We start from the raw sequence: 16,733 nt of genomic DNA, 5'->3' as shown, positions 1-16,733 counted from the left end.
TTCTTTCGATAGAAAAAAGACTGCAAATTGCAGCCTTTTTCGACAACTTTTTTTTATAGATTATTGATAGAAATTTGAGCCCGTCACTCCTTCAATCTCTTCATCAAGCTGATAAGGACCGATCGAATCGAGTTTCGTATTATTAAACTTCACGGACTCAAAACCGTAGCTTTCAGCTGTTAATAGAATAGCATCAATCATCATCAGGTCTTCTGTGTCATTTGCTGATAACTTTATAGAATCAGGAAATGTAATCTCTACATCATCCTTGCTTATTACGTTTACACCTAGCACCGTGTTTTTCGGTAACAATGGTTGAAGCCCACGCTCTTGCTCATCATCCATCATCTCAAGAGCATCTGTAAACTCCTTTGGTATCGAATCAGCGTCTACCCCCGTAGAAAACAGACTTACAATAAATGAATCTGTTGATGGAGCGTCATAACGGAAGTGAGGAGCTCCCGGAACCTGAAGATTCCACTCTGAAACCGTACCGAATCGCGGAAATTCATAGCCATTTTTACCGTTCATGCGAAGTTCCACTTTCGCCTTCTGTCCTTCATTGGCAAAAGTCATCGATATGAGTGCTTGTAACAATGGTTCTTCTGCTTCGTTAATCGAATCCTTCGGGAAATCAACAACGACCGTCTCTTCTTCTTCCGTAATTGTGGCTTTTTCTAAAGGACTATCCGTTAACCCAACATCGCTCGGATTGAATGCTTTAAGTTCTTTATTCACTTTATTGACGTAATAATCTTCATCTGTTAAAAAACTTACAGGTATGACAAGCTGTGCTTGTTCATCCAAATAGCCAACAGTCACCCAGTCTTTTTTCATTGCTTTTAAATTTTTATCCAAATAAGGTGCGTGATAAGCAATAGAAGGTTCAGCTTTCATGATTCCAGCTGAGTTTTGATCCTTATCTGCTGAGCCATCTAACGATTTTTCTTCCATCTTATCCGAATTCTGAGCGACTTTGGAGTTTTCCATCTGTACGCCGTTCTTCATTAAATCTGGAGCGAAAACACCAAAGATGACAAGCGCACAAGCTGTAGCGAGTGCCGGGAGACTCCATGTAGGAAGCCTCTTCCATTTATTATCCTTATAATTAATATTTGCCTGAACCTTTAAGAAAAGCTCCTGCTTAGATCGGCGGTCTCTTATAGGGGGCAAATGCTTAAGATGCTGTTCAATTTTTTCGTCATTCCACTTAATTGGTTCCATCTTTCAATTCCTCCTCCAGGCCCGGTTGCTGATCCAGCCATTTGCGCAATTCCTTTATAGCCCGGTGCTGGGTGGTCTTCACTTTACTTTCCGTCCAACTTAATATTTGCGCAGTTTCTGAGATCGATAATGATTGAATGTACCGAAGTACAAGCACTTGCTGCTGATCGAGTGAACAACGTTTCATCATTGTATATAAATCTCTGTAAGACTCTTTTTTTGCAACTAATTCTTCTGGAAGGGGATCTCCATCACGCAATACATTTTCACTTTCTTTTATATCGAAGAATAGGAACCTTTTGTTGCGTCTGGATTGTTTTCTAAGCCAGTCAATGGCCACGTGCCTGGCAATGGAATACAACCATGTTTTCTCTGAACTCTTGCCTTCGAAACTTTCGTAAGCGTTTAATACCCGGATATAAACCTCTTGCACAAGATCTTCTGCCGATTCTCGATTTCGTACCATATAGAATATGAATTGAAATAATGCCGTATGGTACTCATCGTAAAGTCGGTCGAACGTTTCTTTCACTTCGGATGGCCCCCTATCTCTATGTATTTATGTAGTCGAATATCCTTATAGAAAGTTACATTACAAATATGTTACTTCTAAGTCTACTCTTTTTTATAGCATCTCGATAGGACCATTTGGTCGATAATTCCCAACAAAAGTGGAACTCCTTAGACAAAACTAGTCAGTAAATACATCTTGAATAGGACGTGGGCTGTTTGGCTAAAGAAAGCCAGCTATCATCCATACCTCGTAGGGTATTTCCGTTGATTATTCAAGAAATAATTATGATAATCCCTGAAATTATGAATTTATTCCCGCGAGTTTGGAGCATAATCCCGGCAGGTTTTGCTCATATATCCGCGAGTCGACTTATCTCGACATGTACAAATGTTCATATACCCTCACTAAAATAGAATCTATTAACACAAATAAAAAAGACACCATTAATCCTGGTGCCCACTCTTTATTTCGTTTTTCACATAGCTCAAAAACATCTCTTCAATGGTATCCCAAGCGATTCGATACTGCTCTTCTTCTCCTAGAAAAGAATAGTGAAGCACGTTGCCATCACGAAGAGCCCAAAAAATACGTGAAATGTTTTGCGGATCCAACTCTTTTTTGATTTCTCCTGATTCCTGACCCTCTTTAATGATCTTCACAATATAATCGATAAACCGATTATATCGTGCTGCAAGAATAGACTTTAAATCTTCTTGTCTTGACCCATAAAGCCAGAATTCAATGTATACACGCATTGTCTGCTGATCATCTTCTTTTAACTCTTGCTTTTTCCAGCGTTTGAAAAGATTTTCAAGCTTTTTGCCAGCACTTGTGAGAGAAGCGTTCTCTTGTTCCATATCTTCAAAAAACTCATCTGTCCGCTTTTTTAACAGTTGCAGATAGATCTCTTCTTTACTAGCAAAATAGTTATAGATCGCACCTTTACTAATATTTGAATCTTTAACGATGTCGTCAATAATCGTAGCTTGATATCCCTTTTCACTGAAGCATTTTAAGGCGCTCTCAAGAATGTGGTTGCGTTTCTCTTCTTTGTACTCAGCTGAAACTTTAGGCATGATGCTTCCTCCATTTATGACACGTCTTATATAAGTATAACAGAGTTTTCAGTCTATTTCGGAAAAAGTTTTCACGGCTTGAGAGTCGTTTGTTTGTCTGATTATTCGTTCCATGTGTACTTGTTCAACATACGTCGTAAACCCTGTTTCACGCAGCAGTTTGTTTAAGTAGTCCTCCTTTTTAGGTATATTTATTGTCATTCTTTTTACAGATCCTTCAGCTGGCGCAAATACCCTTTTTACTAATTCTCTAACTGTATCCTCTTGTAAGTCATTCTGTTCGTTGGTCACACATTGATAGAGTAGAATAGCCGAAAGCTCTCCTGTTTCTTTATGCATTTTCTTATACACGGCGTATCCGAGTGGAATCTCGTCTTTCATTCCCATCACACAAATAAAATCTTTTAAACTCTGAAATTGAGTCTGCCATGGGGTAGTAGGCTTGAATAAGGATAGGCGTTGTATATCGTGCATAGATACTTCCTTGATTTGTATCTCTGTATTTGCATCAATCCAAGTGGTAATGACTCCTTCATGCTGAAGATACGTCAGCTCTTCGAACGTCACATACCCCATGCTTTTATAAAGTTTTATTGCCGCTTCATTTTCTTTGATGGCTTCGAGCCTTGCGACCTCAACCTTCTCTTCTTCATATATATTTAGACAGACGGATATGAGCTTCTTACCTACACCCATCCCTCTAAATGCTGGAGCGATTGCGGTTCCCCCGTTCCATACATATCGTCTGCCGTTAATCGTTCGAAAACTGTTCAGTACAAACCCTGCTAACTTGTCATCGTAAACAGCCACGACTGACTTTTCTAAAGAAATTCCTTCACTAGCAATCTTTAGTATGAATCGATTAAGGTCCATGGTCATATCAGAGAAATAATGCTTCCACGATTCGTTCCATAACGAAATCGCTTCTTGAAACGTTAACTCACTAAATCGTTTAATGACTAACACGACAATCACTCCTCTATTTTCGCTGTAAAACGACTGGTCGTTTTATTTAATTTTATAAAAAATGAAAACGTATGACCAACATAATCGTTCGACAAAATCATGATCTCCTTCCTCTTAACTAAAAAAAACTGATACCCAAGAGAAATCCCTCTTAGATAGCAGCTTCCTACATTTTTATGATCTCTCTTCTTCAAAAAGCATCTTAAAATGATCGTAATACTCTTCTACTTTTTGATCTTCTTGTTTCAGGTAATCGTTTAATTGCTGTTCTGATGATAATTGAAGAGCCCTCTCTCCAAATTCACTCATATCATCTAAAACACCAGAAGTTTTCTCTCCGATCTCAACATCTTCTTTTAATAGTTGAGCGACTTCTGTTAATTTATTGAGCTGTTCCTCACTTACGGTTTTGTTTTGATGAATATCTTCCAACATGGAGTAAATGATCTGAGCTCTTTCTTTCGTCTGTGTTTTCATAGAATCACTCCTCTATTTAATCCTTCCCCCATCAAGTCTCTTTATAAACTGTTTTATATTTACAAGTATTGGGTAAATCAGGAGTAGTAACTTAGAGAAAGGAAGAGTGCTGTGGCGAAAAGATCTGTACTTCGTCAGAAAAGAAAACGATCACTTTGGATTCGGCGAACAGCTATTATTACATTCATTCTTTTCTTATCCAGCGTGACATTTGGAGGCGCTATGATCTATGCATACGTGAACGGTACTCCAAAGCTTACTGCTGACGACTTGAAAGATCCTCAATCATCGATGATCTATGATATGAACGATGAGTTCATCACTTATGTAACAGGCTCTGAACGACGAGAATATATCAAGATTGATGACATACCAGAACTCGTCCAACAAGCATTCATTTCTACAGAAGACGTTCGGTTTAAAGATCACATGGGAATTGATGTGAAGCGAATTGTCGGAGCCGCCGTTGCAAATGTACAAGACGGTTTTGGTGCTGAAGGGGCAAGCACGATCACACAGCAAGTAGTTAAGAACTCTGTCCTTTCTTCAGACAAAACACTCGAACGAAAAGTACAAGAAGCCTACCTTGCTATTCAGTTAGAACAAAAGTACACAAAGAATCAAATCTTAGAGATATACCTTAACAAAATATACTTTGGAAGCGGTGCATATGGTGTCGCGACTGCTTCAAAGACTTATTTTAATAAACCATTGAAAGAATTATCACCGGCAGAAGCCGCTCTCTTAGCTGGTCTGCCACAACGACCAAGCAGCTATGATCCTTTTCTTCACCCTAAAGTGGCAGAAGAAAGACGAAATACCGTATTGCAGCTTATGTACAAAAATGGCGCAATAACTAAACAACAAAAAGAAGAAGCCATGAACACCTCCGTAACAGACTCGCTCTCAAAAGAAAAAACAAAGCAATTAAAATACGATGCCTTTATTCAGCAAGTGATTAAGGAATTAAAAGAAAAAGGGGTTTCTGAACGAGCTATTTACGAGGGTGGTTTAAAGATTTATACAACGCTTGATCCAAAAGCTCAAGCTCATACCGAAAAAGTGCTATCCACTGAAGAATATGTCAACTATCCAAATGACAAATTCAAGGCCGGTGTCGCGCTGCTCGATACAAAGACTGGTGTTGTTCGAGCATTAGGTGGCAACCGAACAAGTGGTGAGCAAAATATTGAAAAAGGATTCAACTATGCGACTGATATTACACGTCAGCCAGGTTCGACCATTAAACCAATCTTGGATTATGGTCCAGCTATAGAAAAGTTTAAATGGTCTACGTATAAACAGATTAAAGATGAAGAGTTAGAGATCAACGGTTGGGAAGCCGGAAACTGGGATGATGAATTTCATGGAGATGTTTCCATGCGAGAAGCACTCGTTCATTCCTACAATATTCCTGCTATTAAAACCTTTATGGAAGTTGGCTCAGAAGATGCTGTAAGCTTTGCCAAACAGCTAGGCATTCCGATTAAGACTGCTCATCCCGCCTATGCCATTGGTGGATTTGGTAAGGGTCCTTCACCACTTGAACTAGCTGGCGCTTATACGGCATTCGGAAATCAAGGTGTCTATCATAAACCGACCACTCTTCGTAGTGTGAAATATCCGGATGGCTATGAAACGAAGTACGAATCTAAGCCTGTTGCAGCGATGCATGATTACACCGCATATATGATTACAGATATGCTTAAAGATGTAGTTACACGAGGAACGGGTACGTTAGCCGCTATACCTGGATTAGAAGTTGCAGGCAAAACGGGAACGACGAATATGCCGGACGGTCTTGATCATATTGAGAAGGGCTCTAGTGATTCATGGTTCGCAGGTTATACAACGAATTACACAGCCGCTGTGTGGACAGGATACGACAAAACAACAGCTGAGAGTTATCTAACACCTGAAGACCAAAAGATTGCGAAATACATTTTTAAATCCATTGTCTCAGAAGTTTCAAAGGATAAAAAGACAGCTGGATTTTCTAAGCCGAAGTCAGTTGAGGAAGTATATATTAACAAAGATACTGGATATGTAACAAAAGAGGATAGCGGCTCTAACGTGACAAAAGAACTTATCGTAAAAGGTACATCACTAAAAGAGATGACAGCTCCCACTAAAACAAGAAAGACCGAAAAGAAAGAACGAGCAAAGAGAAACATGAACGATGAAGATAAGAATCAGGATGATGAAAAGAAAGAATCAGATAAGCCTAAAGAAGACGAGAAAAAGAAAGAAGAAGAAAAACAAACAGAGCCGCCTCCCACAAAACCAGAGGATGAGGCAGATCCACCACCACCCGAAGATGACAATCCGGATGATCCTGGTACAGATCCTGAACCTGAGGATCCACCAACAGTACCAGATCCACCTCCAACGGAACCGCCACCTACAACAGACCCGCCACCGACTGATCCACCACCAGCTGACGATGGTGAAGGTACCGGGACAGGAGCAGGCGCTGGAACATCTGGAACAACCACTACACCGTAATCAAAAAAAGTAACCCGCTAAATTTAGCGGGTTACTTTTCTATAAACTCATACAAAAAGGATTCTCCATTACGATAAAACCGAGGATCATAGATCCCGAGCTTCTCCTCTTCTTCAACCACCACAACGAATGGAGACCAATCGTAAAGGGTTTTTGCTCGTGGGTTTTCTTCAAACAGGGGCTGTAAATCAGCTTCATCACTTGAAACCAATCGATGCTCAACCTCAGGCTCAATAAAAATACTATCTTTTACAATCTCAACTTCACTATCTTTTTTCCCGATCACTTGAAACTGTGTAGGAAGAAAGCCTGCAGCTAGTGCGACCTCATCATACTTTTCTTTTGCTTCACTATAGATCATATACCCTTGAATGGATTGAACCGCAACATGAGCAACCATTAAGATCCATACCACTCGGAAAACTTTAAAACGATTTGATGGTTCTTTTTTTCTTGATACGATAAAACCAGCAAGCATCAAGAACCAAAATACAAAATCTACGATTGAAATCGTACCAAATGTGACTCGATAGCTAGAGAAAGGCTCAAGATATCCTGTTCCCCACGTATTAAAGAGATCACTCGTATTATGAATAAACACGGCTAAGAGCGCCCAGTAGAATAGCCTTCGATCTTTCACCTTAAATAAAACCCTGCTAAGAAGATAGATGATGATGCCCCAAACAGGAACGAGGAAAAAAGAGTGTGTTAATCCTCTATGCCACATCTGTTGCATGATACGGCCCGTTTCTGTAAGGTTTACGACCACATCAATATCAGGAATCTGACTGCCGACCACTGTTGTAAACAACAAAGCTCTCTTGTGTGACTTGTCCATATTCATTTTATTCGCAGCGCCATACAACGTTAAACCAAACAATGTGTGAGTTACTGTATCCATAGGTCCTCTTATCATTCGTTTTTCTTTTATGTTAACGAAAAAAAGAACTTCTGTCTTGATAGAAGCTCATTCAAAGGTTACCATTATTTCCTAAGATAATTTCCGGGGAAATTCGACTTTATTTCCTACTTGTCTACACTTCTTGTTTGTACATCTCTATCCCTTTGTTCAGTAGGAATTTCTCAATCTGCTGTTTATGATGATTGTCGTGTTCAACCATTCCCTTGATATATTCACATAATGTAATCCATGTATTACCCATTTGAATTTTTTCTTCCCATATAGCACTTGGCACTTCTTGAAGTTTCCTTTCCAAGACAAGGCGGCATTCAATCACTTCATCGATTAATGCATTTTTAGAGATACCCAATCTTGCTTCATGGGCAGCATTTCGGTTTATTTCTTCTACATCCCCTTTTTTAGGCGGAAGGTCAGATTTCTTTAAAAAATAGGAAAACCTTTCATCCCACACGAAGATATCCCATGCTTTTAGATGGGCGATGATTTCACCTGTAGACCACTTACCTTACCAATATTCTTCAGGCATTCGTTTTAGTTCCTGAAGCCAATTTACTAAACTGCTATACTGCTTGATCACTTCACTCATTAGCATGTCCTCCTATCATTCCATGAAACTTTTTCAAATTCATTAGGATTTTGTCCATGTCACTCCTTCTTCTGGGACATACACTAAGATGAAAGCATAAGGCACAAGAAAGAAGGAGGACTTACAGCATGTTTGGAAAAAGACAAAAACAACAACGTAATTGGGGCTATCCAGGTTACGGATATGGTTGCTACACCCCATGCGGTTACGGATATGGCGGTTACGGCGGCGGAAGCGGCGTTTTCGCTTTAATTGTCGTGCTATTTATCCTTCTCATCATCATCGGTGCGACGTTGAGATAGTAGTTTGTTAAAAAGGCAAGAGTCTATGCTCTTTGCCTTTTTAATTTGAAGTCATATGCTGGTTCAACCTGTCTTCTTTTGTGATAAAAATACAAATGACTTATTTTCTACCAAGCTAATGTTCGGCTTTCGTTCATCTTTGCTTTTCACCGTTTTGGGGATAGGCAGCTTGTTCGCCGATCGTTTGATGCCCTCTGCTATAAAATTAAAGGCTAAAATGACAGCGGCAAAACTGAACACCGGAAAGAATACAAGCCATGGCGCAAGACGTAGTTGATAATAGTAGCCTCCAATTAGCCCTGACCATTCGTTGGAGTCTGATGTAGGTATTTCATATTCCAGCACAAATTCTCTCATCGTTGTTCCACCAAAGAACACACCTAATATTCCAAGGTGAGCTAACAGTAACAGGACGGCAATCACTTGTTGTACATAGATCAACAACAGCTTTGGCCATAGATGTGGCAATATGTGTTTTGATAGAATTCTTAATCTTGAACCACCCATTAATTTAGCACTTGTGATAAACTCTTCTTTTTCAATCAGGTTGATCTCTTCTTTTATAAGAATAGAAGTGTTCGGCACCGCTATAGCTATGATCAACAGCATCTCAAAAAACGCTTTTTCCCAAAATGTGTAGTTTTCTAACTGTATAATCGGACCTACAACAAAAAAGATTAGAAGCGCTGACGGGATGTAATAGAACGATTGAGACAATCCTTTTATAAAAGGCATCACTCTTCCCGCTCTCCACAATAGAAACGATCCGAGGAATGATAGACCGACCCTGAGCAAGCTGACGACTAGCGCGATACCAAGTGTGTACTTGGCTCCAGATATAATTTGAGAGAACAGATCTGCTCCCATACGGTCACTGCCAAACCAGTAATGACTTGACGGTTCAAATGGCGCCTTTTCTTTCGGCATTCCCTCTTCATCGTAAATATACTGTTCTTCATATATCTCATTATCAAGAACGATTAGATGATAAAAACTAGCCACCAGAAGACCAAACACAAACAAAAATCCTACAATAAATAAGAGATCTTTCCATATGTTCTTAATCATTTTTCACCAACCCATTTAAACGTGATCACTCGTAACAATGTGAAAAAAAGAAACATCGGAACAAATAGTAACAGCATGGAAATCGTAAAAACTGCCGGATTTCCACTAGTCCTGATCAGTGATGTAATGCCATAAATATTAAACAGAAATTCAATCATCAGCAGGTTGGATAGCATGAACCATAATATATTTCGTGACTGGTGAAATACGCTTAGCAACGTATTTGGCAGGACATGGCGCCACAAGATCCGAAAGCTTCCCATTCCTTTACTTCTCGCCGTATCTACATAAAGCTTTTCATACTCTTCTTCGATATTTAATAATAGAATGCGCAAAATAAGAAAGGTCGGTAAAATCGTTAAGCATAAAATAGGAACAAAATACGTCTTCTGATCGTACAGAGATACAACCTGAAATAATAAGATGTTCGTTTTCTTGAAGAACCATACGATAAAGAATTGTATACCGATCGCGATTAATACATCTGGAATTGACTCAAAAACAAAAGAAAATACTCTTATTCTATTCTTTAAGCCTGATGGGAGCATGAATATGAATAGAGCAAACATTAACGCTACGATAATTGCTATAAAGAATGCAGCAAACAAAATAGTAACCGAGTATCCATAGATTCCCCACATGCTTGGAAAGAGCGGGTATGGACCGCTATCTGCAAAGTACATGATTTCTTCAGGGTTCAGCATGACTCTGAACATTTCAGTTATTCCATCCAAATAACCGATTGTGTTAAATGTCATCCCACTGAACATATATGGCACAGACCCTAGCAGAATAATCCCAATGACAGACAGAATCATGGAGAGGAAACTATCTTTTAAAATATATGGCATGACAAACCCCTATTCCTTACTTTTATAGTCCGCTTTGGCTAGGTTAAAATCTCTTGGTCCAAATGGAGCGACTAATAGAGTAGAAACTTCTCCTTTGCATCCATCTACCATCAAGTTTTGATTGGAATCCAAAATATAGCTACATTCAATTTCACCAGTAGGCATACCGAATGTTTTGTTGTTGTTCTTAAAAATTGTTTTATCTTTATTCACATAGTGCAATTCACTCGTTGTCGGCTCTCCTTTTTTCGAAAAAACCGTTATCTGCAGCTTACTTTCTTTCTCTGCTTTTACATCATCTAAAAAAGCGAACATTGGAACAAGATGCTCGGTTTTGGTCGCCCCTGTCATTAGTTCTATTTCTTTTTCAGATAGGTTTTGAATGACCACATGATTCTTTTTAATTGCATCTTTAACCGTGAACTTCGATTCCTTTTCAGCTTCTTTTTCAGAGCAGCCTGTAAGAAGAACCCCTAAAATAAATAAAGCACCCCATTTTTTCAAAAAGTAACCCCCTTGTTATTACAATTACTTTCCTTTCAAGAATTTAGACGTACAAAGGCCCCTCTTTTATTCAAAAGAGAGGCCTTTATTTTTATAATTCTAATGTTTGTGGTTCGTGTTCACCGTCATTCATAAGTCGAATCAAGCTTGGTTTGATTTCAAGCAAGATATAGTTGGGGTCATTCGGACCTTCAAAATAGTGTTTCATTTGTTCGTTCCAAAATTTTTCTTTTAACCCTGGATCATCTCGAATGGTAGCTGTACCTTCAATTTCAAGATAAGGATCGTTGTATCCTTCACCATCATAGCCGACTAGTACGTGAACATTTGGGTTATCTTGAATTTCATCGGCTTTATGAGTCTCGATACTTGTTGGCGTGTAAAACGTAAGTTCGTCGTGGAAGAAGGTCATATAGCGAGAATGCGGCTTGTTCTTCTTTACCGTTGCCAGCACGCCCGTCTGTTTTTTGTCTACTACTTCAAATACTTTATTTTTCATCTGCTCTTTATCCATGTCATCCACTCCTTAAAAGTTTGGCTCTATTATATCTACCTTTTAGGATGGAAAATAAAACATCATGTTATACATAGATTAAACAATGAGTTTATTTATTTCAAAGTCGCATTCGTTAGACTTTCTCTTTCAACTGGATGAACCAACTCATCCAAATTGCGCTGCATGTAAACGGCTATAAATTCCTTTTGATGCTAACAAATCGTGATGATTGCCTTCCTCAGCAATGCCTTCATTTGTAACAACCATTATTCGATCTGCATTTTTTATTGTTGCAAGTCTATGTGCAATAACGAGTGTCGTTCTTCCTTCTGTTAATTCTTCTAATGCTTTTTGAATCGCAACTTCTGTTTCCGTATCTAAAGCAGATGTGGCCTCGTCCAGGATCAAGATCGGCGGGTTTTTCAAAAACATACGAGCAATGGCTAGTCTCTGTTTTTGTCCTCCGGAAAGCTTTACCCCTCTTTCACCAATCACTGCCTGGAGTCCTTCAGGTTGATCTTGAATAAAGTCATCCAATCGAGCTCTCTTTGCTGCTTCCATAATGTCAGCATCTGTAGCATCTAAGTCACCGTACGTAATATTTTCTTTAATCGTGCCTGAAAAAAGAAAAACATCTTGCTGCACGATACCGATCTGTTTTCGTAATGATTCTAGCTTCATCTCTTGGATGTTGATACCATCAATTGTGATCGATCCACTTTGAACATCATAAAAACGAGGCAACAGACTGCATAGCGTTGTCTTTCCTGCTCCAGATGGTCCTACGAATGCGACTGTTTCACCAGAGCGAATGGATAGATCTATGTTATTCAAAACTGTTCGATGACCTTCATACCCAAAACTCACATCCTGATAGTGAATCGTACCTTTTAAATCGACTTCTATGGCATCTTCTGAATCTGCTATGTCTGGCTCTGTGTCCATGATTTCAACGAACCGCTTAAAACCAGCGATTCCTTTAGGATAGCTTTCAATCACAGCATTTATTTTTTGAATGGGTCCGATCAGAATGTTTGATAACAAAATAAATGCAACAAATTGTCCATACGTTAGTTCACCTGAAATGACAAAGTACGTTCCAAACAATAAAGTGAAAAGGGTAACTAACCTCATTAACACATAGTTTGACATAACGTTTTGAGCCATGATCTTATAGGATTGAAGCTTTGTAAGACGATAATTCTTATTGTTTTCTCTAAACTTTTCCTGCTCATATCTTTCGTTCGCAAATGCTTGAACAACACGTATCCCACCGATGCTGTCCTCTACTCTGGCATTGATCTCCGCTACATCCTGAAACATTTTTCTAAACGTCATCGTCATTTTTTTATTGAAATAGATAGCTAAAATAATTAAAAGCGGAATGACGATAAAAGACAAAACTGCGAGCTTCCAATTGATCGTTAACATGAGTCCAAACGATCCAATCAATGTCATAACGGCCACAAACACATCTTCTGGACCGTGGTGAGCAACTTCCCCGATCTCTTCTAAGTCTTTCGTAAGCCGAGAGATACTGTGACCTGTCTTATTGTTATCATAATAACCGAACGAGAGTTTCTGCATATGTGTGAACAGCTGTTGACGCATATCTGTCTCAATATTGATCCCAAGCTTGTGCCCCCAGTACGTGACCACAAAATGAAGAAACGTATTTAAAAGGTAGACGAGCAGCAAACCTAGACAAGCTAAAGAGATAACTTCCCAGTTTCCATCAGGAAGAAGTTTATCGATCACTTGGTTTACAGCTAACGGAAAGGCCAATTCCAAAATCCCAACAAGAATAGCACATGAAAAATCAAGAATGAACAACCACTTATAGGGTCTATAATAAGCAAAAAAGCGAGCTAACACGTATAGACCTCCTTTTCTGTATAATTGAAATACAACTAATTGAAATCCATTCTCAATTATACAGAATAAAGGATTTTCTTACAATTTTAAATGACTGAACCGTTGTATGCTCTTTGAAAGTGGTTGCTTTACGCTCCAGGTTGCTCGCTTTCCACGGCCTAGTTGCAGTGACTAGTCCCTCGAGGTCAAAAGTTAAACGGTCAAAAAGGCAAAGTGCGCCTTCATACCCATTCAACTTTTGCTTGTCGGGACTGGAAGAGCCACTTCCACATTTTGGACTGACCGCTCGTCCCGTAGGAGTCGACAACCTTACGCTACAATCAACTTGCATAAGAAGTAAAAAGAAACCGTAAAGTAATCACTTTTTATAAAAGATTTTTTTATCATGAAAAAACCTCCCGTATCGCTACAGGAGGTTTTGCTTTATAAAAAAGTTTGATTAAAACGACATTCTTTTATCTTCTAATGATTTGTACTGTTCCAATTGAATTTCTATTGCATCTCTAGTATATGACTGTATTTTAACATATGCATATTCATTAGGATTTAAATTCATTTTTCTAATTGATAACTTAGCAAAATCGGAATCATGAGTACTAATTAAGATTTGTCTGTTTTCTAATGATATTAAGTTAGCCATAACATCTATGAACGAATATGCATTAATATCATCTAGGTTTTGAAAAGGATCATCAATTCCAATTAGGTTTAATTTACTCCAATTTTGAGATTTATTTAAAGCTAAAAATATGCTCATAGCTAATATAGTCGACTGTGCTGCACTTAAAGTAAGACTAGCGTTTACACTATCATCTATATTTTCTTCGATATCATCATTTTCGAATTGATTATCTTTTAAAAGTACGAATAATTCGTTTTTCCTTGTTACTAAATTAATATAATTAAAATACGAATGAGGTGAAATCTGTCTAAAATAATTATTTATCGTTAAAGATAATCCATTCAAATATTCATTCACTAAAGAACTCTGCTCTTGTGTATGGTATGCAAGTAAATTTTTCAATTGATTATCCATCGTTAAATATTGATGAATCTGCTTTTGTAAGATTAAATTTTTTTGGTTAAAACTTTTTATTTTTATCTGTAGTTCTCTTAACTCAATGTCATTTAAATAATCTCCTATTGTCACTAAAAGATTTCTAGCTTCAAATTTCCTCTTCTCAAATAAACTAATATTTTCTATAATTACGTTTAAAATTTCTTTACTATCTAAATTCAGCTTATAATTAAGCGAATTTTCCAGTTCATTTTTAATTTTATTTAATAACTGTATTTCTCTCTCCATATCTTGAATATGTTGTCTAAATTCATATGTTTTCTTATTGTATTCTTGAACCTTTAAATGAGCTAAGGACAGATAGCTATCGATTTTATTAAATTTTAATTGTAACTTATTTTCTTTTCTTACAAAGTCCTTATAACTCCTGTGTTGGTTAATTGCGTTTTCTTCCTCTTCATAAATTCCCTTTCTTTTAAACTTTAAATTATTTAATTCTACTAATATTTTATTAATTTCTATAAAGCCTTTATATTTATTTTGATTATTATTTTTATACTTTTGTGCCTTTACAATCTCCTTTCGTATTAACTGTGGATCCTCTAAACTAATTGAATTTTGAAGACGCATATTTACAGTTTTATCTTTTAAGTTTACAAGTTCATTATTTAAATTATTTAATTTTTCTTGTGTAACCATAGATTCTTGTTTTGCTACATCCAATTTAATATTCAATTCATTTTTAGAAACTTTATATTTATTTATTTTCTTTTCAAACCCATTTAATAATTCATTTGAATTATCTAACTGAATGCGAATAGAATTTTTTAATTCTTCACTATTATTATAAGAACCTCCACATACTAAACATTTTTGTTCATTACTATTTATTAGATGGATCTGAACCTCATGTATCAAAGCATATATTTGAGAATCTAAATTAGTTTTTTTCTGTTTAGTTAAATTAAAAATATCATTTTCAGTATCTTCAATTCCTTTTTCTAAATCTTTTATTAGCTGAATGTTCTTGTCATTCTGCTCCCTAATAATTCTCTTCTCTTTAATTAAGTTAAATTCCCTATTCTCATTTTCCAAAATTAAAGATTTCTCTAATAGACTATCTAATAACGTACTATTTTCCCTAAATTCCTCAATAAAATCCGTAATTTTTTTTAAGACTAAACTTGCATAATCTATTTCTAAATTTTTGGAAATAACTTTTAATTTTTCTATGAGATTTTTTATATCTATATCTATTTTTTCCTTTTCAATTTTTTTAATATCTAAATAAGCATTAGTTTGAGCAATTTTATTTAATTTTTCTTTTATTGAATTCGCCTTCTCAATACCGCCTTCACGTTTAACTTTTTCAATTTGAAGAATACTTATCTCATTATGTAAATTAGCTATCTTTTTATTAAATTCTATATCATTTATATTTATTTCTTTTTGTTGAATTTCGAACTTCAAATCAACAAGCCTCTTTAATTTATCATCTATCTCTTCAATATATTTCTTTAAAACTTCATATTCATTTATAGTAATCTCGAAAAATTCTTCATTTTTATTAAGCTGTTCGAAAGACTCCATTGAACTACTAAAAAATGTATTTAATTCATCTATAATCTTTGATTCTGGCTTATTTCCATTTCTTTCATTTTGAAGGCTTTTTTGTTTATATTGTACATTTAATAATTCTTGCTCATGTTTTATATTTTTCTCTTTTAAAAGAATATCGTCATATTGTGTCAAACACTCTTTTTTTAAAACTTGCAAATAATCCTTGAAATCTTGACCATACCTTGTTAAACCTAGGATTTGTTCTAATTTAGAGTATCGTTGAGTAGGTTTATTACCTCGAACAAACTCTTCTAAGTTTTCCTGTGATAGAATCAATGTTGATTCTATAAATGAAGGTAAATCAATAGAGTCAAATAAATTAGTATCATTGATTACCTTTTCATTAACTAATAATCTTACTATTTCTTTTTGTCCATCTCTAATTCCAAACCTATGACCATTAATAAATAGTTTAGTGGAACCATTCGCTTTAACAGTTCGTTTTATAACGACTTCCTCTTGATTATTAAAATATATTTCAACCGATGCTTCATCCAAACCAAGTGAATAAGCATCACTATTTATAATGTAATTAAATTGTTGATGTTCAGATGAACCAACATATCTAGAAATCTTTCCAGAAATAACCCAATTAATCGCATCAAAAATTGTACTTTTCCCATGTCCATTTGGGCCTTCTACCACAACTACTTTTTTATAAGAAAAATCAAATTCATGTCTTCCTCTAAAAATACGAAAGTTATCTAATATTATTTTCTGAATAAACAT

The 16,733-nt window shown here is 36.6% G+C and carries 15 protein-coding genes; 2 read left to right on the top strand and 13 right to left on the bottom strand.

Translation table 11 applies throughout. From position 1 onward, the window contains the following. Positions 1-60: 60 nt before the first annotated feature. From I5J82_RS18770 to I5J82_RS18750, 5 genes are all read right to left on the bottom strand, one after another. Entirely contained in the window at positions 61-1,224 is a 1,164-nt protein-coding gene (locus I5J82_RS18770; protein WP_198769310.1) for a GerMN domain-containing protein, read from the bottom strand. After that, positions 1,211-1,756, bottom strand: coding sequence for an RNA polymerase sigma factor SigX (sigX, locus tag I5J82_RS18765; RefSeq protein WP_198769309.1), 546 nt, complete (start codon positions 1,754-1,756; stop codon positions 1,211-1,213). The genes I5J82_RS18770 and sigX overlap by 14 nt, the downstream gene beginning before the upstream one ends. A 425-nt stretch (positions 1,757-2,181) precedes the next feature. Then, positions 2,182-2,814, bottom strand: a complete 633-nt coding sequence (locus I5J82_RS18760; RefSeq protein ID WP_198769308.1) for a TetR/AcrR family transcriptional regulator — start codon at positions 2,812-2,814, stop codon at positions 2,182-2,184. A gap of 48 nt (positions 2,815-2,862) precedes the next feature. Then, positions 2,863-3,780, bottom strand: a complete 918-nt coding sequence (locus I5J82_RS18755) for a GNAT family N-acetyltransferase (RefSeq protein ID WP_198769307.1) — start codon at positions 3,778-3,780, stop codon at positions 2,863-2,865. A 174-nt stretch (positions 3,781-3,954) separates the two neighbouring features. After that, positions 3,955-4,257 (bottom strand): hypothetical protein, encoded by a 303-nt coding sequence (locus tag I5J82_RS18750; protein ID WP_198769306.1) that lies wholly within the window; start codon positions 4,255-4,257, stop codon positions 3,955-3,957. A 111-nt stretch (positions 4,258-4,368) separates the two neighbouring features. On the opposite strand from I5J82_RS18750, the gene I5J82_RS18745 reads away from it, so the two are divergent. Beyond that, positions 4,369-6,762, top strand: coding sequence for a transglycosylase domain-containing protein (locus I5J82_RS18745; protein WP_198769305.1), 2,394 nt, complete (start codon positions 4,369-4,371; stop codon positions 6,760-6,762). Positions 6,763-6,793: 31 nt separating this feature from the next. Here I5J82_RS18745 and I5J82_RS18740 read toward each other — a convergent pair whose 3' ends face one another. Continuing rightward, on the bottom strand, positions 6,794-7,663 hold the full coding sequence (locus tag I5J82_RS18740) for a metal-dependent hydrolase (RefSeq protein ID WP_198769304.1): 870 nt from the start codon (positions 7,661-7,663) through the stop codon (positions 6,794-6,796). 133 nt (positions 7,664-7,796) lie between these two features. After that, positions 7,797-8,135 (bottom strand): hypothetical protein, encoded by a 339-nt coding sequence (locus I5J82_RS18735; RefSeq protein ID WP_198769303.1) that lies wholly within the window; start codon positions 8,133-8,135, stop codon positions 7,797-7,799. Between the two features lie 263 nt (positions 8,136-8,398). Between I5J82_RS18735 and I5J82_RS18730 the strand changes: the two genes are divergently transcribed. After that, positions 8,399-8,572, top strand: coding sequence for a YjcZ family sporulation protein (locus I5J82_RS18730; RefSeq protein WP_198769302.1), 174 nt, complete (start codon positions 8,399-8,401; stop codon positions 8,570-8,572). A gap of 63 nt (positions 8,573-8,635) precedes the next feature. Here the strand turns inward: I5J82_RS18730 and I5J82_RS18725 are convergent, their stop codons facing one another. The 6 genes from I5J82_RS18725 to I5J82_RS18700 all read right to left on the bottom strand — a co-directional run bounded on the left by I5J82_RS18725 (position 8,636) and on the right by I5J82_RS18700 (position 16,733). Beyond that, positions 8,636-9,640, bottom strand: coding sequence for an ABC transporter permease (locus I5J82_RS18725; RefSeq protein WP_198769301.1), 1,005 nt, complete (start codon positions 9,638-9,640; stop codon positions 8,636-8,638). Beyond that, positions 9,637-10,491 carry an ABC transporter permease subunit gene (locus I5J82_RS18720; RefSeq protein ID WP_198769300.1) on the bottom strand — a complete coding sequence of 285 codons (855 nt, stop codon included), beginning with the start codon at positions 10,489-10,491 and terminating at the stop codon, positions 9,637-9,639. Before I5J82_RS18720 ends, I5J82_RS18725 begins: the two co-directional genes overlap by 4 nt. 9 nt (positions 10,492-10,500) lie before the next feature. Further along, the gene (locus I5J82_RS18715) at positions 10,501-10,995 is read right to left on the bottom strand and encodes a hypothetical protein (protein ID WP_198769299.1); all 495 of its coding nucleotides are present in this window, start codon (positions 10,993-10,995) and stop codon (positions 10,501-10,503) included. A 91-nt stretch (positions 10,996-11,086) separates the two neighbouring features. Further along, the gene (locus I5J82_RS18710; RefSeq protein ID WP_198769298.1) at positions 11,087-11,509 is read right to left on the bottom strand and encodes a pyridoxamine 5'-phosphate oxidase family protein; all 423 of its coding nucleotides are present in this window, start codon (positions 11,507-11,509) and stop codon (positions 11,087-11,089) included. A 147-nt stretch (positions 11,510-11,656) separates the two neighbouring features. Further along, entirely contained in the window at positions 11,657-13,366 is a 1,710-nt protein-coding gene (locus tag I5J82_RS18705) for an ABC transporter ATP-binding protein (RefSeq protein WP_198769297.1), read from the bottom strand. 439 nt (positions 13,367-13,805) lie between these two features. Then, positions 13,806-16,733 carry an AAA family ATPase gene (locus I5J82_RS18700; protein ID WP_198769296.1) on the bottom strand — a complete coding sequence of 976 codons (2,928 nt, stop codon included), beginning with the start codon at positions 16,731-16,733 and terminating at the stop codon, positions 13,806-13,808.

The organism is Fictibacillus halophilus, assembly GCF_016401385.1.
Classification (GTDB): domain Bacteria; phylum Bacillota; class Bacilli; order Bacillales; family Fictibacillaceae; genus Fictibacillus; species Fictibacillus halophilus.
Note: the sequence above shows the minus strand (reverse complement) of the source record. Positions and strands in the feature narration are given on the sequence as shown.

Excerpts from the sequence above, each read along its gene's own strand:
- I5J82_RS18770 (WP_198769310.1), bottom strand. The coding sequence starts at position 1,224 with ATGGAACCAATTAAGTGGAATGACGAAAAAATTGAACAGCATCTTAAG.
- I5J82_RS18760 (WP_198769308.1), bottom strand. The coding sequence starts at position 2,814 with ATGCCTAAAGTTTCAGCTGAGTACAAAGAAGAGAAACGCAACCACATT.
- I5J82_RS18750 (WP_198769306.1), bottom strand. The coding sequence starts at position 4,257 with ATGAAAACACAGACGAAAGAAAGAGCTCAGATCATTTACTCCATGTTG.
- I5J82_RS18740 (WP_198769304.1), bottom strand. The coding sequence starts at position 7,663 with ATGGATACAGTAACTCACACATTGTTTGGTTTAACGTTGTATGGCGCT.
- I5J82_RS18730 (WP_198769302.1), top strand. The coding sequence starts at position 8,399 with ATGTTTGGAAAAAGACAAAAACAACAACGTAATTGGGGCTATCCAGGT.
- I5J82_RS18725 (WP_198769301.1), bottom strand. The coding sequence starts at position 9,640 with ATGATTAAGAACATATGGAAAGATCTCTTATTTATTGTAGGATTTTTG.
- I5J82_RS18720 (WP_198769300.1), bottom strand. The coding sequence starts at position 10,491 with ATGCCATATATTTTAAAAGATAGTTTCCTCTCCATGATTCTGTCTGTC.
- I5J82_RS18710 (WP_198769298.1), bottom strand. The coding sequence starts at position 11,509 with ATGGATAAAGAGCAGATGAAAAATAAAGTATTTGAAGTAGTAGACAAA.
- I5J82_RS18700 (WP_198769296.1), bottom strand. The coding sequence starts at position 16,733 with ATGTTTATTCAGAAAATAATATTAGATAACTTTCGTATTTTTAGAGGA.